Below are 18,940 nucleotides of genomic sequence, written 5' to 3'. Positions count from 1 at the left end.
GCCGGGCCCGGTGCACAGGTGCACCGGGCCCGGCCGCGTACCGGCGAAGGGGACGGCCTACGGGAGGGTGAGGATCTCCGCGCCCGAGTCCGTCACCACCAGCGTGTGCTCGAACTGCGCCGTGCGCTTGCGGTCCTTGGTGACGACCGTCCAGCCGTCCTCCCACATGTCGTACTCGTGGGTGCCCAGCGTCAGCATCGGTTCGATGGTGAAGGTCATGCCGGGCTCGATGACGGTGGTGGCGTGCGGGCTGTCGTAGTGCGGGACGATCAGACCGGAGTGGAAGGACGAGTTGATGCCGTGGCCGGTGAAGTCCCGGACCACGCCGTAGCCGAAGCGCTTCGCGTACGACTCGATGACCCGGCCGATGATGTTGATCTGGCGGCCCGGCTTGACGGCCTTGATGGCCCGGTTCAGCGCCTCCCGGGTGCGCTCCACCAGCAGTCGCGACTCCTCGTCCACCTCCCCGCACAGGTAGGTCGCGTTGTTGTCGCCGTGCACGCCGCCGATGTACGCGGTCACGTCGAGGTTCACGATGTCGCCGTCGCGCAGGACGGTGGAATCGGGGATGCCGTGGCAGATGACCTCGTTCACGGAGGAACACAGCGACTTGGGGAAGCCCCGGTAACCGAGCGTCGAGGGGTAGGCGCCGTGGTCGCACATGTACGCGTGGGCGACCCGGTCGAGCTCGTCGGTGGTCACCCCCGGCGCGATCAGCTTCGCGGCCTCCTCCATCGCCTGGGCGGCGATCCGACCGGCGACGCGCATGGCCTCGATGGTCTCGGCCGTCTGCACCTCCGGTCCGGTGTACGGAGTGGGCGCGGGCTTGCCGACGTACTCGGGCCGGCGGATGTTTCCGGGAACGGAACGGACGGGAGAGAGCTCGCCTGGTACGAGCAGCGACTGGCCAGACATGCGAGCGAGTGTATCCAGCGGGGATGGGGCAGCATGGCGGGATAGAGCGGTACGAGAGGAGCCCGACGACGATGGCCCTGTTCAAGAAGCGTCAGGTGGGCAAACCCGGCGAGTGGTACTACTGCCTGGTCCACAAGAAGGTCGAGGAAGGTCCCGACTGTCCGGCCAAGGACCGGTTCGGGCCGTACGCGACCCCCGAGGAGGCGAACCACGCCATGGAGACGGCGCAGGAACGCAACCTCGAATGGCAGAACGACCCCAAGTGGAACGACAAGACCCGCGAGGACGAAGAGGGCACCACCGGAACGGGCGGGGCGTAGGCCCTACCAGCGGCTGGGCGGCGGCGCGGTCAGGTGGTCGGCCAGCCGCGCCAGCCGGTCCCGGAATCGGCGCGGTCCGCGCTGCGCCGGGATGCCGTTCTCCCCGGCCGCCGCGCTGACCAGGTGCTGCACGGTGTCCAGATCCATCTCGCCGTCGGGTTCCGGGACCGACAGGGCGTCGTGGGCGAGCGTGCCCAGGTCCGGGTCACCACCGTCCAGGGACAGTACGGTCGCCCCCGCGCGCCGCGCGTCGTGGACGCGCTCCAGCAGACCCTCGCCCGGGGCCCCGGGCGCCACCACCAGCAGTGTGTGCCCACGCCGGGCCGCCGCCAGCCGGCTCAGCCCCACCGAGAGGTGCGGAGGCTCCCCGGGCCGCACGTGGTGGCGTACGAGCGTGGGCGCCAGCTCCGGCAGACCCGACCAGGCGGACTCGTCCACCAGGTGCGCCGCCAGATGCCAGGGCTCGTAGCCCTCGGTCCCCACCAGCAGCAGCCGGCCGGCGGCCGGTTCGACGGACCGGCGCAGCGATCCGGCGAAGCGGCGCGCGGCGCCAGGCCACTGCGTACCGGCGAGCACCTCGCGCAGCAGCGCGACCCTCACGGCGTCCATATCGGCATCCTGCACCATGCGGGGGACATGGGGAGGGGTTCCTTCCCCTTCGTCACCCTTCGACTGTGGGCTACCCGGCAGTACCCTCGCCCCCATGACTTCCTCAGACAACACGCAGAAGCCGCCGGTCAAGGACCCGTGGGAGCTGCCGGACGTGTCCGGCCTCGTCGTCGGCGTCCTCGGCGGCACCGGTGACCAGGGCCGGGGCCTGGCCTACCGGCTCGCCAGGGCCGGCCAGAAGGTGATCATCGGCTCCCGTGCCGCCGACCGCGCGCGGACCGCGGCCGAGGAGCTGGGCCTGGGCGTCGAGGGCGCCGACAACGCCGAGTGCGCGCGCCGCAGCGACATCGTGATCATCGCGGTGCCGTGGGAGGGCCACGCCAAGACCCTCGAAGCGCTGCGCGAGGACCTCGCGGGCAAGCTCGTGGTGGACTGCGTCAACCCGCTCGGCTTCGACAAGCAGGGCGCGTACGCCCTCCAGGTCGAGGAGGGCAGTGCCGCCCAGCAGGCCGCCGCCCTGCTGCCGGACTCCCGCGTCACCGCCGCCTTCCACCACCTCTCGGCCGTCCTGCTCCAGGACGAGTCGATCGACGAGATCGACACCGACGTGATGGTCCTCGGCGAGGTCCGCGCCGACACGGACATCGTCCAGGCCCTGGCCGCCCGCATCCCCGGCATGCGCGGCGTCTTCGCCGGCCGCCTGCGCAACGCCCACCAGGTCGAATCCCTGGTGGCCAACCTCATCTCCACCAACCGCCGCTACAAGGCCCACGCGGGCCTGCGCATCACGGACGTCTGATCCGGTCCGTCCGGTCCCGCCCCTTCCGGGCCGGGACCGGACCGCCGGGAACGCGCATCAGCCCCGACGGCCGCTTCGCGCCTCGACGGCCCCCAGGTGGGCCACCACACCGTGGTAGAAGCGGTCGACCGCGGCGTCGACGCCGCGGATGAAACCGGACTCCGTGTTGCCCCGGGTGCTGCCCATCCCCTTGATCAGCGACAACCGGAACCCGGTCGGCGCGGACCCGTCCTTGGGCAGCAGATCGCCGGGCTCCGGGCGCAGCCGTTCCAAGGTGCCGCGCGGCCCGTTCCCGCCCTCCACCAGGCTCTGGACGTGCAGATCCGCCGGCGCTTCGGCCAGCGCCCTCAGCAGCCGCTTCACCATGGCCAGCGGGTACGAACCCTCAGGGGCGGGGATGTCCACGGAGGTCCGCACCTTGCCGGTCCGCAGGTCGGCGGTGACGGCGATGACGGAACTCGTCCCGTCGATGCGCAGTTCGGCCGACAGCCTTCCGTCGGCGCAGAGCGCCCCGGCCGCCGCGACCCGACGGGCCCGCGGATCGCTGTCGCGCCGGGTCCGCTGCACCGGCAGGGCCTTCTGCCCCAACTCGCCGCCCAGGCGCAGGCAGACCTGGCGGATCAGCCGCTCCCAGCTCTCGACGACGTCGACGGCGCGCTCGTCGTCGGGGCTGATGGTCTCGTCCTCGATGCCCTTGCGCACGGGCACCCAGGCGGGGCCCATGTTCTGGAATCCGTGGCAGCCCGAGTTCTCGTGCTGGAGGTATTCCAGGAGTTCCTGGAGGAGCCAGGCGTGGGCGGCGTTGCCGACCCCCTCGTGGCGGATCAGCATCTGGGCCTGATGGGCCACCTCGGCCCAGGACAGGTGCCAGAGGCTGACCTTGTGCTTGCGCCGCCCGTCGATCTTGACGTCGACCACGGGTGAGCCGTCCAGGGCCACGTCGTTGGAGAGCGTGATCACCGCCTCGTAGCCGCGGCGTGCGGCGATGTCCATGTACTGCTGGACCTGCTCGTCCTTGAGCGGGTTGCCGTGCGTCTTCGTCTCGACGAGGGCCGTCCACAGCTTGCCCGCGCGTTCCACCCGGATCACGCCGTCGGGCCGCCTCGGGGTGTCGCCGTGGGGGAGGGGGACCTCGGTGAAGGTCTGCATACGACCGGCCGGTGCCCCGAATCCGGCGGTGAGGCGGCGGCCCAGCTCGGGCACCTCCGCCATGACGGACAGCAGGACGGAGGTCGCCCGGACCTCGCGCTCCTTGTCGCTCTTGAGGGACGGCACGGGGAACAGCCGCGCCGTGCGCCAGGAGTCGTTCTCGGCGAGGGACTTCTTGGCCACCTTGGGCAGGGTGACCTTCTTCTTCGTCGTGCGGGGTGCGCGGCCGCGGGTCTGGGCGGGCACGGTGGCGCTCGCCGGAGCCGTGGCCACGGTGGTGGCCGCGGTCGTGGCCTCGGGCGCGGCCGTCGCGTCGCCCACCTCCGGCGGCGCGGGCACGGTGGTGGCGCTCGCGGCTTCCGGCGCCGCCGCCGGTTCCGTCGCCGGCTCGCTGTCCTCCAGTACCTCGATGCCGAAGTCCGTGGCCAGCCCGGCGAGGCCGGTCTCGTACCCCTGGCCCACGGCCCGGAACTTCCACTCCTCGCCGCGCCGGTACAGCTCACCGAAGATGAAGGCCGTCTCCACACCCGCGTCCTCGATGGAGTACCCGACGAGCGGCTCCCCCGACCGGTCCGCGACCGTCATCCGCAGATCGTCGAGATCCCCGAAGCGCGCCCCGCCGTACTGGCTGGCCGCCACCACGATCCGTGCCACGTCCTCGGGAACGGCGGTGAGGTCCACGCTGATGCGGTCCTCGTCGCCGTTCGAGGTCGGCGTCTTGCCCAGGAGCTGGACGCTTCCGTCCGCGGCGGCGGGGTGGTTGTAGAAGTAGAAGTCGTTCTCGCTGCGGATCTTGCCGTTCTCGTCCAGGAGCAGGACGGAGACGTCGGCATCGCCCTCTCCGGTGGCGCTGGTCCAGCCCAGGCTCACGACGACCGCCCCGGCGTCCTCGCTGAGGGCGTTCAGGCTGACGTTCGCGCCCTTGGAGATCTCCTGCATACGTGCTCCCCCCACTCGCCCGGTGTCGTCCGTCGCGGGCCGAGCGGGCCGGGCTGTTCGTTCCGTGACGCGCCCAATACGGCGCGTATCCGCCGAACCGTAACGCCATGGGGTACAGAAGGTCAGGTAAAGCCGAAAACCAACCCGATCCGATCGCCGATGCCCCTTACGGCAGCACTGCGGGGCATGGGGGACACTGGAGGGGCTCGGCCCCGTTCAGTGTTTTTCGAGGAGCTCCGCCCATGCCCCGCCTTGCCGTCTTCGCCCTTGTCGTCTGCGTCTGTGCGGTGGTCGCGGCCGTCGTCGCCTTCGTCGAGGGCAGCTTCCTCGGGATCGTCTGGGTGCTGCTGGCCGGCCTCACGTCCAACATGGCCTGGTACTACCTGCGCAAGGCGAAGGCCGAGAAGGCCTCCGCCGCGCGCCAGGTCGGCTAGGAACAGATCGGGCGCCCTCGGGGGCGTCCGGTGGGCCGGACGGCCGGTCCGACGCCGGTGACCGTGGGGTGCGGGGTGGGCGTGCCCGTACCCGGGAAGACGCTGACCTTGCCGGTCGCGTCCGCGGACCACAGGTCGGGCAGCCCGTCACCCGTGAGGTCGCCGTCGGAGCCGACACGCGGGTGCGCGGCCGGGTCCGTGACGGCGGAGAAGTCCGGTGCCTCCGCGGTGCCCTTGACGGAGAAGGCGCGGATCGTGCCGTCCGCCCGGGAGCGCGCCCACAGGGTCGGGAAGTCCGTACCCTGCGCCCGGCCCGGGGCGAGCAGGTCGTAGCCGGCACCCGCCCGTCAGTCCTGCGGGACGGCGCAGAAGCCGTCGCTCTCCCGCCAGAAGGTGTAGAGGTCGCGGCCGCAGTACGTCTCCAGGTCCGAGACGCCGAGCGCGGACATCAGGCCGTCCACCGCGCCGAAGAAGAAGGCGTTGACCCCCGGGATCCACAGCAGCGCGAACACGGCCAGCAGGCCGAACGGCGCCAGCGGTTCCACCTCGCGGCGCACCCGGTGCGACAGCCAGGGCTCGATCACCCCGTATCCGTCCAGGCCCGGTACCGGCAGGGAGTTCAGGATCGCCGCCGTGACCTGCAGCATCGCGAGGAAGGCGAGCGCGTAGCGGAAGGCCAGGGGCACCCCGTCGAGGGCGCCCAGCCAGAACGGGGCCGTGCACACCACGGCGAAGGCCACGTTGGTCAGCGGGCCCGCCGCCGAGATCAGGCTGTGCTTCCAGCGGCCCCGGATGCTGCTCCGCTCGATGAACACCGCGCCGCCGGGGAGGCCGATGCCGCCCAGGATCACGAAGATCACCGGCAGCACGATGCTGAGCAGCGTGTGCGTGTACTTCAACGGATTCAGCGTCAGGTAGCCCTTCGCGCCCACCGTGAGGTCGCCGCCGTGCAGCGCGGTGCGGGCGTGCGCGTACTCGTGCAGGCACAGGGAGACGATCCACGCCGACGTCACGAAGAGGAACACGGCCAGCCCCGGGCTGGCGGCGTACCCCGTCCACACGGCCCAGCCCGTGACGGCCATGATCGCGACGATGCCGAGGAATACCGAACTGATCCGCCGCTCACCGCGGCTGCCCTGATGACCCATGCGGGCAACCTATCCCGCGGGCCCGACGGAAAACGGTGCGGGTCCCGGGCCGGGTGCGGGGACAATGGGTCGGTGCGTTACGCAATCCTCGGAACCGCCCAGGCCATCCACGACGACGGGACCCCCGTGGCCGTCGGCGGAGCACGCCTCAGGGCGCTCCTGACCGCGCTCGCGCTGCGGCCGGGGCGGGTGGTGCCCGCCCGGCTGCTCGTCGCCGAGGTGTGGGACGGCGACCCGCCCGCCGACGCGGTGGCGGCTCTGCAGGCGCTGGTCGCCCGGCTGCGGCGGGCCCTCGGTCACGCGGCCGTGCGTTCCGCGGAGGGCGGCTACCAGCTGGCCGCCGAGCGGGAGGACATCGACCTCTACCGCTTCGAGCGGCTGGCCCGGGCCGGGAACGCCGCGCCGGACCCGGGCCGGGCGGCGGCCCTGTACGAGGAGGCCCTCGCCCTGTGGCGCGGGCCGGCCCTCGCCGACCTGCCGGACCCGGCCGCGGAGGCCGCGCGCTGGGAGGAGGTACGGATGGACGCGCGCCGGGGGCGGCTCGCGGCGGCCTTGGCCCTGGGCGAGGCGGAACGTTCCTTGCCGGAGCTGACCGCGCTGTGCGCGCAGCACCCCTTGGACGAGCCGTTGCACACCCTGCGCATCCGGGCCCTGCGCGACGCGGGCCGCCCGGCGGAGGCGCTGGCCGAGTACGACAGCCTGCGCCGGGAGCTGTCCGACCGGCTGGGCACCGACCCGGGTCCGGAGCTGCGGGCCCTGCACACCGAACTGCTGACCTCGGACGCGCGGCCGCCGACCGCTGCCGCCACGGCCGTCGCGGCAGCTGCCGCGTCCGTCGCCGGCGCGCCCCCGGCCGCCCCCACCCCCGCGTCCGCCCCCGCCCCCGCGTCCGCGGGAAACCTGCGGGCGCGCCTGACCACCTTCGTCGGCCGTGAGGACGACATCCGTGTCATCGGGGACGACCTCGCCCGGGCTCGCCTCGTCACGCTCCTCGGGCCCGGCGGCGCCGGTAAGACGCGGCTGTCCCAGGAGGCCGCCGAAGCCCAGGACGAGGGCGCCTGGCCCGACGGGGTCTGGCTGGTCGAACTCGCTCCCCTCGACGGACCCGGCGATCCGGAGGCCGTCGCCGAAGCCGCCCTCGCCGCGCTCGGGGCCCGCGAGACCAAGCTGCGCGGCGCCGCCGCCGAGGAACTGCGCGCCCTCACCGAACGCGCCGGGGACGACCCCCTCGACCGGCTCGCCGAGCACTGCGCACGCCGTCGGCTCCTGCTGCTGCTCGACAACTGCGAGCACGTCATCGGAGCCGCCGCAGCCCTCGCCGAACGCCTCCTCACGCACTGCCCCGACGTCCGGATCCTGGCCACCAGCCGCGAACCCCTCGGTGTCCCGGGGGAGTCCCTGCGCCCGGTGGAACCGCTGCCCGACCCGATCGCGCTCCGGCTGCTCGCCGACCGCGGGGCCGCCGCCCGCGCCGGGTTCACCCTTGAGGAGGACCCGACCGCGGCCGCCGAGATCTGCCGCCGCCTCGACGGGCTGCCGCTCGCGATCGAGCTGGCCGCCGCCCGGTTGCGGCTGCTCACGCCGCGCCAGATCGCCGACCGTCTCGACGACCGCTTCCGGCTCCTGACCGGTGGGGCCCGTACCGTCCTGCCCCGCCAGCAGACCCTGCGCGCCGTCGTCGACTGGTCCTGGGAGTTGCTCGACGAGGCCGAACGCACCGTCCTGCGCCGGCTGTCCGTGTTCGCCGGCGGCTGTGACCTGGCCGCCGCCGAGGCCGTCTGCGCCGACCCGTCCGACCCCGACCCCTACGACGCCGCCGACGTCCTCGGCTCCCTCGTCGACAAGTCCCTCGTCGTGGCCACCCCCGGATCCGACGGCCGCGGCATGCGCTACCGCCTGCTGGAGACGGTCGGAGAGTACGCCGCCGAACGCCTCGCCGAGGCCGCCGGCGACCGCGAGTCCGCCGAGCACCGCCACCTCGTCCACTACCGGGAACTCGCCCGCACCACCGAGCCGCTGCTGCGCGGCCACGGCCAGCGGGCGGCCGCCGACCGCCTCGCCACCGAGTACGAGAACCTGCGTACTGCCCTGCGTCGGGCCGTCGCCGTACGCGACGCCGACGAAGCCCTGTGCCTGGTCCACTCGCTCGGCTGGTACTGGCACATGCACGACCTGCGCTCGGAGTCCCGGCACTGGGCCGAGGCCACCGCCGCCCTCGGCCCCAACCCCTTCGAGCCGCCCTTCGTCGCCGCCGAGCCCGTCTACGAACGGCTCGTCGACACGCCGCCGCCCTACTCCGGCGAAACGCGGACCGAGGGCTGGCGCGCCCTCAACCTGGTCCTGCTGGCCTCCCGCGACCAGACCAACGAGACCTGGAACACCCCCTCGGTCCGCGCCCTGATCGACGGGGTCCTCGCCACCTACCGGCCCGGACTGCCGCAGACCTGCCGGACCCCCGCCTCCCTGTGGATCTACGCCGTCATGATCGCCGGCGACCCGGGACTGCTCCAGCGGGTCATCGACGCGACCGTCGAGACCACCCGCGAGCTCGGCTACCGCTGGGAGCTGGCCTCCGCGCTCCAGCTGCGCGCCAACATCCTCGCGAACCGGGCCGACTGGGCCGGGGACGCCTCGCGCGACGCCGACGAGAGCCTGGCCCTGTTCCGCGAACTCGGCGACGCCTGGGGCTGCGCCGAAGCCCTGTCGGCCCGCGCCGAGGCCCGGGAGAAGCGCGGTGAGTACGCCCTGGCCGCCCGCGACTACCTGGAGGCCATCGCCTACGCCGAACGCCTCGGGGCCATGGCCCAGGTGACGGTACTGCGCGTACGGATGGCCGGGACGCTGACCGAGGCCGGCCGGATGGAGGAGGCCGAGCGGATCCTCACGGAGATCACCGCGACGGTGCAGCGGTACGGCAACGAGGCCATGCCCGCCGCCCGGATGTTCCTCGCGGGCATCCTCGGCCGCACGGGACGGATCGCCGAGGCGCGCACCCAGCTGCAGCTCCTGCGGGACGAGTTCGCCTTCGGCGCGTTCGCCATCTTCGACGGCTTCCTGCTCGGCACGATGGCCTGGCTCGACAACCGGCAGGGGCTGTACGAGGAGGCTCTTGACCGGTTGCGCCAGGCCATGGACACCGCCCTGGACCCGATGGCGCGGATGGTGGCCCCGCAGATGCCCGCGGTCCACCTGCTGACGGCGGCCCTCTCGCTGGTCTCGCTCGGCGGCCCGCGCCGGGACTACGACGCCGCCCGGCTGCTGGGCGCCTACCGGGCGCAGTTGCCGCCCGCGCACTTCCCGGTCACGACGGAGCGCGAGGACCACGCCCGCGCCCAGGAGTTGGCCCGGGCGGCGCTGGGCGACGCCGTCTACGAGAAGGCGTACGCCGAAGGCGGTGGCCTCTCCCTGGAGGAGGCCACCGCCCTCATCTGACCCGGCCCCCGGCCGGTGTCCGTCCGGGACGCGATCCGAACGGATCGGTCCGCGGGTCAGGTCTTCTGGCGGAACTTCCGTACCGCGAGCGGCATGGTGACCGCGGTGATGGCCAGCGACCAGATCAGCGTCATCCACACCGAGTCGCCGACCGGAGCGCCGTTGATCAGGGCGCGGGCCGCGTCCGCCAGGTTCGACAGCGGGTTGTAGTCCGTGAAGGACTGCAGCCAGCCCGGCATCGTGGTCGGCGGAGCGAAGATCGAGCTGCCGAACTGCAGCGGCATCAGGACCATCATCGCCATGCCCTGGACGGCCTGCGGGGTCGACAGGGTGAGGCCGAGCAGGACGAAGATCCACATCAGTGAGGCGCCGAAGACGGCCGACAGAGCGATGGCGAGGAACAGGCCCATCACCGGCCCCTTGATCGACAGGCCCAGCAGGAAGCCCACGGCGAGCAGGATGGCGATGGCCACCATCATCCGGCCGAGCTCGACGACGATCTTGGCGATGAGCACCGACGACCGGGCGATGGGCATGGACCGGAACCGGTCCATCACGCCCTTCTTGAAGTCGTCGTTGACCCCGGTGCCGACACCCATGGCGATGTTCATGCCCATCATGGCCATGAGGCCCGGGACCACGTAGTTGACGTAGTCCGCCTGGTTCCCCTTGCCGGAGATCGCGCCGCCGAAGACGAACACGAACAGCAGCGTGAAGATGATCGGCATGAACACGACGTCGAACATCGACTCGGGATCCTGCTTGATCTGCAGGGCGTTGCGGCGCACCAGGGCGCCGATGTGCCGCAGGTTGCCCCGCAGGCCGATCCGGCCCTCGCCGTGCGGGGCGGCCACCGAGGCGCGACCGGGCGCGGTGGGGGCGGGCTTCGTCGTGGTTACGGTGCTCATGCCGCGACCTCCTCGGTCTTGTCGGTGGGAACGCCCGCAGGTGTCGTCGCCTCGACGGAGAGGGGCTTCTGTCCGGTGATGGCCAGGAACACCTCGTCGAGGCTGGGCAGGTAGGTGCCGAGGTCGGCGATCGCGTACCCGCGGGCGGCCAGCAGGCCGACGACGGCCGTCAGCTGCTCGTCGCTCAGGATCGGGATCAGCAGCACGCCCTCGTCCGGTACGGCCTGGCTGCCGGCGACGCCGTCCAGTCCGGCCTCGGCCAGCGCGCGGGCCATGCCCGGCAGGTCCGACTCGGCCACGGGGCGGATCTTCAGGGTGCGGCCGCCGACGCGCGCCTTCAGCTCGTCGACCTTGCCGTTGGCGATGACCTTGCCGCGGTCGATGACCGTCAGCTCGCTCGCGAGCTGCTCGGCCTCCTCCATGTACTGGGTGGTGAGCAGCACGGTGGCGCCCTCGGCGACCAGGCGCTGGACCTCGTCCCACACCTCGTTGCGGGTGCGGGGGTCGAGACCGGTGGTCGGCTCGTCCAGGTACAGCACGGCCGGGTTGCCGATCAGGGAGGCGGCGAGGTCGAGCCGGCGGCGCATACCGCCGGAGTAGGTCATGACGGCCTTCTTGGCCGCCTCGGTCAGGGAGAACCGCTCCAGCATCTCGTCCGCGCGGCGGCGGGAGTCCTTGCGGGAGAGGTCGAGCAGCCGCCCGATCATGTAGAGGTTCTCCCAGCCGGAGAGCTTCTCGTCGACCGAGGCGTACTGGCCGGTGAGGCCGATGGTGCGGCGCAGCTGCCGGGGCTGGCGGACCACGTCGAAGCCGGCGACGGTCGCCGTCCCGGAGTCCGGGATGATCAGGGTGGAGAGGCAGCGGACGAGGGTGGTCTTGCCTGCGCCGTTGGGGCCGAGGACCCCGAGGACCGTGCCCTCCCGTACGTCCAGGTCGACACCGTCGAGGGCCTTGGTCTCGCCGTAGTGCTTGACCAGCCCCCGTACCTCCACGGCGTTGGGCTTGTTGTCGTTTCGCGTCATGCCCTCATGGGACCAGCCGCCACTGACAAAGCACCGACAGCCGACCGACAAACGTACGACAGACATACGACAGCCCGCCGACACGTGGTCGGCGGGCTGCCGGTCCGTCGCTCACCTCATCAGTGGAAGGCGTGCTCCGCCTGCGGGAACGTTCCGCCGACCACGTCCTCGGCGAAGGCCCTCGCCGCGCCGGTCATGGTCTCGCGCAGCTGCGCGTACTGCTTGACGAACTTCGGCATCTTCCCGCCGGTCAGGCCCATCATGTCGGTCCACACCAGCACCTGCGCGTCGCACTCCGCGCCCGCGCCGATGCCGACCGTCGGGATGTGCAGGGACCGGGTGACCTCGGCGGCCAGCTCGGCCGGGACGAGCTCCAGCACCACCGCGAACGCGCCGGCGTCCTGTGCCGCCTTCGCGTCGCGCAGCAGCTGGTGCGCGGCCTCGTCACCGCGGCCCTGGACCCGGTAGCCCATGGCGTTGACGGACTGCGGGGTCAGGCCCAGATGGGACATGACGGGGATGCCGGACTGCACGATCAGCTCGGTCTGGGCCAGCGAGCGCTCGCCGCCCTCCAGCTTCACCGCTCCGACCCCGGCCTCCTTGACGAGACGGGTGGCGCTGCGCAGCGCCTGCACGGCGCCTTCCTGGTACGAGCCGAACGGCATGTCGCCGATGACCAGCGCACGGCTCGTGCCGCGTACGACGGCCGCCGACAGCATGGTCATCTGGTCCATCGTCACCGGGACGGTGGAGTCGTAGCCGAGGTGGCAATTGCCCATGGAGTCACCGACGAGGATGACCGGGATACCGGCCTCGTCGAAGACGGACGCGGTCATCGCGTCGTAGGCCGTGAGCATCGGCCACTTCTCGCCGCGTTCCTTGGCGAGGGTCAGGTCGCGGACGGTGATGCGCCGGGTGCCCGTGCCTCCGTACAGGGTGGGGGAGGCGGCGGCTGCGGGTTCGCGGGCAGGCGAAACGGCATGCGTCATTGCAACTGCTCCTTGTGTCATCTCGAGGCGCCCTTACGACGTCCCCGGACTCACCCCCCATGGTGGCATCCGCGCGGGCAAAGGCGGAAGTGGTCCGTGCTGCGAGCCTGACCACGGGATCCAATGTGCGCGTTTCGTGACAAGCGGAACCCCCTGCGTACGGCCGTTCGTCCTCCCGGACACACGACCGTGACCGAAGGTCGTGACGTACGGCACGGAAGGCTCCGCTTCATCGCCTAGGGTCAAGGGGCGGGGACGGAGCGCGAGCACGGCAGTGAGGGCAGTGGTATGGCACAGGCGTACATGACGGAGTCGGGGAACGGTGGCTCGGAGCCCGAGCCCTCCGGAACCCGCCTTCGGCGCCGGCTGACCGTACTGCGCAAGGACCCGGGGATCTGGCGGCGCGGCTGGGTCCTCGCCGGGATCGCCGCGCTGCTCTCGCTCATCATGATCTTCCACGCGGACCTGCCCAACCACGTGGGCAATCTCGGCAGCCTCACGGAGACCTTCCTGCCCTGGCTGGGCCTGGCCGTCCCGCTCCTGATCGTCGGGGCCGTCTACCGGAAGTCCGCGACCGCGCTCCTCGCGATACTGCTGACGGCCGCGGTCTGGGCGAACCTCTTCGGCGGCCTGGTCACCGACAAGTCCGGCTCCGGCGGCAACCTGGTCGTGGCCACCCACAACGTCGACGCCGACAACCCCGACCCGCACGGCACCGCCGAGTCGGTGGCCCGGTCCGGGGCCGACGTCCTGGCCCTGACCGAGCTCAAGGGCAGCGCCGTCCCCGTCTACGAGAAGGCCCTCGCGGCCACGTACAAGTACCACTCCGTCGAGGGCACCGTCGGCCTGTGGAGCAAGTACCCGCTCACCGCGAGCGCGCCCGTCGACATCCGGATGGGCTGGACCCGGGCCATGCGCGCCACGGTCACCACCCCGCAGGGGCCGGTCGCCGCCTTCGTCGCCCACCTGCCCTCCGTCCGGGTCAAGCTCAACGCCGGTTTCACCGCCAACCAGCGCGACGACAGCGCCGACGCGTTGGGCGCCGCGCTCGCCGCCGAACCGCTGAAGAAGGTCATCCTGCTCGGCGACCTCAACGGAACCATGAACGACCGCGCCCTGTCCGAGGTCACCTCGCAGATGCGCTCGACCCAGGGCGCGGCGGGCGACGGCTTCGGCTTCAGCTGGCCGGCGCAGTTCCCGATGGCCCGGATCGACCAGATCATGGTCCGCGGGATCAAGCCGGAGGCCTCCTGGACCCTGCCCCGCACCGGCAGCGACCACCTTCCCGTCGCCGCCCGGGTCACCGTGAAGCCCTGACGGGTAAAGGATCACCCGGATACGGGTGGGCCCCGGTCGCTCCCCGAGGGAAGCGACCGGGGCCTCGCCGTGTCGGTGGTCCCGGATCCGCTACGCCTGCTCGCGCCAGCCGTTCGTGATCGGCAGCCGCCGGTCCTTGCCGAAGCCCTTCGCGGAGATCTTCGTGCCCGGCGGGTACTGGCGCCGCTTGTACTCCGCCGTGTCCACCATCCGCAGGGTCCTGGCCACCAGCTCCGCGTCGAAGCCGGCCGCCACGATCGCGTCCAGGCCCTGGTCGCGGTCCACGTACATGGCCAGGACCGCGTCGAGCACCGGATAGTCGGGCAGCGAGTCGGTGTCCACCTGACCCGGGCGCAGCTCGGCGCTCGGCGGCTTCACGATCGAGTTCTCCGGGATCGGCGGGGTCTCGCCCCGCTCGGCGGCGGCCCGGTTGCGGTACTCCGCGAGCCGGAAGACGTCCGACTTGTAGACGTCCTTGATCGGGCCGTACGCGCCCACCGAGTCGCCGTACAGGGTGGAGTAACCGACGGCCAGCTCCGACTTGTTGCCCGGGGCCAGCACGATGTGGCCCTCCTGGTTGGACAGGGCCATCAGCAGGGTGCCGCGCAGTCGGGACTGGAGGTTCTCCTCGGCCAGGCCGGTCAGGCCCAGCGAGCCCATGTAGGCGTCGAACATCGGCTCGATGGAGACGGTCCGGAAGTTCAGCCCGGTGCGCTCGGCCAGGTCGGCCGCGTCGCTCCGGGAGTGGTCCGAGGAGTACTTCGAGGGCATCGAGACGCCGTACACGTTCTGCGCGCCGATCGCGTCGCAGGCGATGGCGGCGACGAGCGCGGAGTCGATGCCGCCGGAGAGCCCGATCAGGACGGAGCGGAATCCGTTCTTCCTGACGTAGGCGCGCAGTCCCACGACCAGCGCGTCGTAGACCTCCTCGTCGTCGTCGAGGCGCTCGGCGTAGCCGCCGGTGACCACCGGCTCGTACGGCTCCACGGGCTCCTCGGAGAGGATGACGCGCTCGATGCGCAGTCCGTCGTCCACCACGCCCTCGGGTGCGTCGGCGCGGGCGGCCGGCAGGTCGAGGTCGACCAGGACGCAGCCCTCGGAGAACTGCGGGGCGCGGGCGATGACCTGCCCGTCGGCGTCGACGACGATCGAGTCGCCGTCGAAGACCAGCTCGTCCTGGCCGCCGATCATCGCCAGGTAGGCGAGGGTGCAGCCGGCTTCCTGGGCCCGCTTCCGGACCAGTTCGAGGCGCAGGTCGTCCTTGTTGCGCTCGTACGGGGACGCGTTCACGGAGATCAGCAGTCCGGCCCCGGCGGAGCGGGTGGCCGGGACCCGGCCGCCCTCCTGCCACAGGTCCTCGCAGATGGCCAGAGCCACGTCGACGCCGCCCACCCGGATCACGGGCTGCGTGTCGCCCGGCACGAAGTACCGGAACTCGTCGAACACGCCGTAGTTGGGGAGGTGGTGCTTGGCGAAGCGCAGGACGACCTGCCCGCGGTGCAGCACGGCGGCCGCGTTCTCCGGGGACCCGGCCGGGCGGCCCAGGCGGGGTACCGCCCGCTCGGTGCGGTCGAGGTAGCCGACGACGACCGGCAGCTCGCCGAGGCCCTCGGCCGCCAGCCGCTCCGCGAGCTCGCGCAGCGCGGTACGGGAGGCCTCCACGAAGGAGCCGCGCAGGGCGAGGTCCTCGACGGGGTACCCGGTCAGCATCATCTCCGGAAAGGCCACCAGGTGGGCGCCCTGCTCGGCGGAGTGCCGGGTCCAGTGGACGACCGAGTCGGCGTTGGCGTCGATGTCGCCGACGTGCGAGTCGATCTGATTCAGAGCGAGTCGAAGTTGAGGCACGGGCCCAGTGTAATCGTCTTTCTGACGCGATGTCCTGGGCCCCGCCTGTTTCCCGCGTGGTGACGTCCCGTCAGCCGATCGGGCCCGCGTACTTCACGCTCTCGCGCAGCATCCCGGGCCGGACGTCCGCGGTGATGCTCTTGGTGCCCTCGGGGACCTCGAAGGCCTCGACCCCGCTGGCGGTTTCGCCCGGCAGGAGGGAGCCCCTGATCGACTTCGGCATGTTGCCGTCGTAGACGCTCTCGGCGGGCATGCCCTGGTCGTCGCGGACGTTGGGACTGGCGAGGAGCACATCGAACGGCACGTTGGAGTTGTTGGTGATGGTGACCGTGAGCTCGACCGCGTTCTTGACCCGCTCGCGGGCGTACGCGCCCTTCGGCTTGTACGTCGTCGGAACGGAAAGGCTCACCGTGATGCCGTTCGGGTAGGTGAACTTCTCGCCGAACGGCAGCGCGCTGGTCAGGCCGGGGACCTGGGTGGGCGCCGCGGACCTGGACGGGGCACCGCCGGGGAGGCGCTCGCTCGCCCTGCGGTCCTCCTCGACCTGCCGGTCGATGCGGCTGTCGGCCTTGTCGACGACCAGGACGGTGAGGAAGAGGCCGCCGGCCGAGGCGAGCAGACCGAGGACGGAGAGAACGACGCCGACGACTGCCATCGACTTGTTCGGGGCGCCCTTGTTGGCGCGGACGACACCCCCGATGCCGAGGCCCAGACCGACGGCGGCGAGCAGGGTGCCGGCCCAGAAGAAGAACGGGATGATGCCGAGGATGATGCCCAGTCCGCCGGTGATGACCGCGGCGACGGCCAGGCCGTTGCCGGTCGGGGCGGCCTGCGGGTATCCGGGGTACGTGCCTCCGGGGTAGCCGGGGGTGGGCGCGCCCCACTGGTTGTCGGGTGCGGCGGGAGCGCCGGGGAAGCCGGGTGCGCCGAATCCTTCACCGAAGCCGGCGGCCGCGGGCGGCGTGGGATGGGCGAAGGCCGGCGAGGGCGGGGCGAAGGCCGACGGGGGCGGGGCGAAGGCCGACGGGGCGGGAGCCGGCTGCGGGGTGGTCGCCGGGGCCTCGGGGGCCGGGGCTGCCGCGGGGGCCTCGGGCGCCGGGGGCGATGCCGGAGTCGCGGGGGCCTCGGGGGCCTCGGGGGCCGCGGGGGCCTCGGGGGTCGCCGGGGCGGCCGGGGTCTTCTCCAGCGAGAGCGGCTGCGTGGGCGCCGATGCGGAATCCGCCCCGGGCGCCTCGGATATCTCCGGTGTTTCGGGTGTCGGGGTGCCCGCCGGCTCGGTCGGCGGACCGACGGGAGTGCTGGGCGGGTTCGGCGGGGTGCTCATACCGGCGGGATCGTCCTCTTGTCGCGGCAGTCGTGATCTCCGCAAGAGTGCCATGCCCGCGCCCGGGGCCCACCTCGATTACCGCCCGCCCGGCCCCGTGTCAGGTCCGGGCGGGCGGCCGTGCCCTACACCTGGTAGCCGAGCACCGTCATCATCCCGGACTCCGAGTGGTAGACGTTGTGGCAGTGCGTCATCCACAACCCGGGGTTGTCCGCGTCGAAGTCCACCGTCAGCCTGCGACCCGGCAGGAGGATCGCGGTGTCCTTGCGCGCCCCACCCCCCTGCTCGCCCAGCGCGAAGGTGTGCCCGTGCAGGTGCAGCGGGTGCCACATGGGCGTGGCGTTGGCGAACACCAGCCGGACCCGTTCGCCCGCCTTCACCGGATGCCGCTGGTCGGGGGTGTACGGCTTGCCGTCGAAGGCCCAGTTGTACGAGGTCATGTTGCCGGTGAGTCGGATCTGCACCGTACGGTCCGGGTCGCGCGGGGCCAGCGCGACCGGTTCGGCGGCCTTCAGCGCGTCCGCCATCAGCGGTGGCGCGTCCAGTTCGGCCGGGCGGGTCGCGGCCGTGGGCGCCGTCCCCGATCCGGTACGCAACACCGCGAGCGCCGAGCCCTCCTTGCCCTCGGCCAGCGCGGTGAGCGGGAACACCCCGTCCTTGGCGGTGACCAGGACGTCGTACCGCTCGCCCATGCCCAGCAGCAGCGAGCCCGTCCTCGTCTGCTCCACCGGGTAGCCGTCGGTGTGGGTGACCGTCAGTTCGTGGTCGCCGAGGGCGATACGGAAGGCGGTGTCCCCACCCGCGTTGATGATGCGCAGCCGGATCCGGTCACCGGGCTTCGCGGTGAGGACCGAAGGGTCGTCCGCCACCCGCCCGTTGATCAGGTAGTGCGCGTAGACGACGTCGCCCGCGTCCCCGCCGAGGTAGTCGCTGTGGCCGCCCATGGCGACGTACGAGCGCTTCTTCGGGCCACCGGAGGACGGGGAGGGAGAGGTGGAGGGGGAGGCGCTCTGGCCGTGGGCCGCGTGGGCCCCGCCGCTGCCGTTCATGCCCTTGCGGAGCTCGGCGAGGACGGCGTCGGGGGTGGCGCCGTCCACCCCGTCGATCCAGTCGTCCAGGACCACCACCCACTCCTTGTCGTAGGAGAGGGGTTCCTTGGGGTCCTCGATGATGAGCGCGCCGTACAGGCCGCGGTCCTGCTGGACCCCGGTGTGCGGGTGGAACCAGTAGGTGCCCGGGGTCGGGACGGCGAACCTGTACGGGAAGGAACCGCCCGGGGCGATGTCCCGCTGGGTCAGTCCCGGGACCCCGTCCATGTCGTTGCGCAGGGCGAGGCCGTGCCAGTGCATGGAGGTGGCCTCGGGCAGGTTGTTGGCCAGGGTGAGGGCGAGCGTGCCGCCCGCGGTGGCCCGGACCTCCTGGCCCGGCAGCTTGTCCGCGTACGCCCAGGAGCGGACGGTGATGCCGGCGCCGAGGTCGAGCGGGGTGGCGGTGGCGGTCACCTTGACCTCGGTGAGGGGGCCGGTGGCCTTGCGGGCGGCCTCGGCGGCCCGCACCTCGGGTCCGGCCGGGTCGACGTACCCCTCGGGCACGTCGGCGGAGCCGCCGTGGTTCATCGAGCCGTGGCCGCCGGCCCCGGATCCGCCGGAGGGCCCGGTCGATGCGGAGCAGGCGGCGAGCAGCCCGGAGCCGAGGACGGCCGCGGACGCTCCGAGCACGGCGCGACGGGTGGGAAGAGAGCGCATGGGAGCACCTCATGGGTGTGGTGGTACGGGTACATGGGCACGGAG

Annotated in this window: 15 protein-coding genes; 5 read left to right on the top strand and 10 right to left on the bottom strand. The window is 72.2% G+C overall.

From position 1 onward, the window contains the following. Nucleotides 1-57: 57 nt before the first annotated feature. Complete coding sequence (gene map, locus OG624_RS13495) at nucleotides 58-915, bottom strand: type I methionyl aminopeptidase (RefSeq protein ID WP_030733083.1); 858 nt, start codon at nucleotides 913-915, stop codon at nucleotides 58-60. Nucleotides 916-986: 71 nt separating this feature from the next. Here map and OG624_RS13490 point away from each other — a divergent pair, with 71 nt between their 5' ends. Then, on the top strand, nucleotides 987-1,235 hold the full coding sequence (locus OG624_RS13490; protein WP_030733080.1) for a hypothetical protein: 249 nt from the start codon (nucleotides 987-989) through the stop codon (nucleotides 1,233-1,235). Nucleotides 1,236-1,238: 3 nt separating this feature from the next. Here OG624_RS13490 and OG624_RS13485 read toward each other — a convergent pair whose 3' ends face one another. Further along, nucleotides 1,239-1,844, bottom strand: coding sequence for a hypothetical protein (locus OG624_RS13485; RefSeq protein ID WP_033226680.1), 606 nt, complete (start codon nucleotides 1,842-1,844; stop codon nucleotides 1,239-1,241). Between the two features lie 94 nt (nucleotides 1,845-1,938). On the opposite strand from OG624_RS13485, the gene npdG reads away from it, so the two are divergent. Next, nucleotides 1,939-2,643, top strand: coding sequence for an NADPH-dependent F420 reductase (npdG, locus tag OG624_RS13480; RefSeq protein ID WP_033226682.1), 705 nt, complete (start codon nucleotides 1,939-1,941; stop codon nucleotides 2,641-2,643). 57 nt (nucleotides 2,644-2,700) lie between these two features. Here npdG and OG624_RS13475 read toward each other — a convergent pair whose 3' ends face one another. Continuing rightward, nucleotides 2,701-4,731, bottom strand: a complete 2,031-nt coding sequence (locus tag OG624_RS13475) for a TerD family protein (protein ID WP_371587662.1) — start codon at nucleotides 4,729-4,731, stop codon at nucleotides 2,701-2,703. 242 nt (nucleotides 4,732-4,973) lie between these two features. Between OG624_RS13475 and OG624_RS13470 the strand changes: the two genes are divergently transcribed. Beyond that, on the top strand, nucleotides 4,974-5,165 hold the full coding sequence (locus OG624_RS13470; protein WP_030733071.1) for a hypothetical protein: 192 nt from the start codon (nucleotides 4,974-4,976) through the stop codon (nucleotides 5,163-5,165). A gap of 347 nt (nucleotides 5,166-5,512) precedes the next feature. On the opposite strand, the gene OG624_RS13465 is transcribed toward OG624_RS13470, so the two are convergent. Next, the gene (locus OG624_RS13465) at nucleotides 5,513-6,313 is read right to left on the bottom strand and encodes a site-2 protease family protein (RefSeq protein WP_033226686.1); all 801 of its coding nucleotides are present in this window, start codon (nucleotides 6,311-6,313) and stop codon (nucleotides 5,513-5,515) included. Nucleotides 6,314-6,385: 72 nt separating this feature from the next. Between OG624_RS13465 and OG624_RS13460 the strand changes: the two genes are divergently transcribed. Then, on the top strand, nucleotides 6,386-9,745 hold the full coding sequence (locus OG624_RS13460; protein ID WP_371587661.1) for an AfsR/SARP family transcriptional regulator: 3,360 nt from the start codon (nucleotides 6,386-6,388) through the stop codon (nucleotides 9,743-9,745). A 56-nt stretch (nucleotides 9,746-9,801) separates the two neighbouring features. Here the strand turns inward: OG624_RS13460 and OG624_RS13455 are convergent, their stop codons facing one another. The 3 genes from OG624_RS13455 to panB form a co-directional block, all read right to left on the bottom strand. Then, nucleotides 9,802-10,653 carry an ABC transporter permease gene (locus OG624_RS13455; protein WP_161288035.1) on the bottom strand — a complete coding sequence of 284 codons (852 nt, stop codon included), beginning with the start codon at nucleotides 10,651-10,653 and terminating at the stop codon, nucleotides 9,802-9,804. Further along, a complete protein-coding gene (locus OG624_RS13450) occupies nucleotides 10,650-11,675 on the bottom strand; it encodes an ATP-binding cassette domain-containing protein (protein WP_033226065.1) in 1,026 nt (341 codons plus the stop codon). The genes OG624_RS13455 and OG624_RS13450 overlap by 4 nt, the downstream gene beginning before the upstream one ends. A 119-nt stretch (nucleotides 11,676-11,794) precedes the next feature. Beyond that, a complete protein-coding gene (gene panB, locus OG624_RS13445) occupies nucleotides 11,795-12,664 on the bottom strand; it encodes a 3-methyl-2-oxobutanoate hydroxymethyltransferase (RefSeq protein WP_030730758.1) in 870 nt (289 codons plus the stop codon). 288 nt (nucleotides 12,665-12,952) lie between these two features. On the opposite strand from panB, the gene OG624_RS13440 reads away from it, so the two are divergent. Next, nucleotides 12,953-13,981: an endonuclease/exonuclease/phosphatase family protein gene (locus OG624_RS13440; RefSeq protein WP_033226063.1), complete on the top strand. Its 1,029-nt coding sequence runs from the start codon at nucleotides 12,953-12,955 to the stop codon at nucleotides 13,979-13,981. A 90-nt stretch (nucleotides 13,982-14,071) separates the two neighbouring features. Here the strand turns inward: OG624_RS13440 and OG624_RS13435 are convergent, their stop codons facing one another. From OG624_RS13435 to OG624_RS13425, 3 genes are all read right to left on the bottom strand, one after another. Then, nucleotides 14,072-15,826 carry an NAD+ synthase gene (locus OG624_RS13435; protein ID WP_161288033.1) on the bottom strand — a complete coding sequence of 585 codons (1,755 nt, stop codon included), beginning with the start codon at nucleotides 15,824-15,826 and terminating at the stop codon, nucleotides 14,072-14,074. A gap of 70 nt (nucleotides 15,827-15,896) precedes the next feature. Continuing rightward, complete coding sequence (locus OG624_RS13430) at nucleotides 15,897-17,150, bottom strand: hypothetical protein (RefSeq protein WP_371639447.1); 1,254 nt, start codon at nucleotides 17,148-17,150, stop codon at nucleotides 15,897-15,899. 125 nt (nucleotides 17,151-17,275) lie between these two features. Beyond that, nucleotides 17,276-18,895 (bottom strand): multicopper oxidase family protein, encoded by a 1,620-nt coding sequence (locus tag OG624_RS13425; protein ID WP_371639446.1) that lies wholly within the window; start codon nucleotides 18,893-18,895, stop codon nucleotides 17,276-17,278. Nucleotides 18,896-18,940 lie beyond the last annotated feature (45 nt).

Source organism: Streptomyces virginiae, from assembly GCF_041432505.1.
GTDB lineage: Bacteria > Actinomycetota > Actinomycetes > Streptomycetales > Streptomycetaceae > Streptomyces > Streptomyces virginiae_A.
Note: the sequence above shows the minus strand (reverse complement) of the source record. Positions and strands in the feature narration are given on the sequence as shown.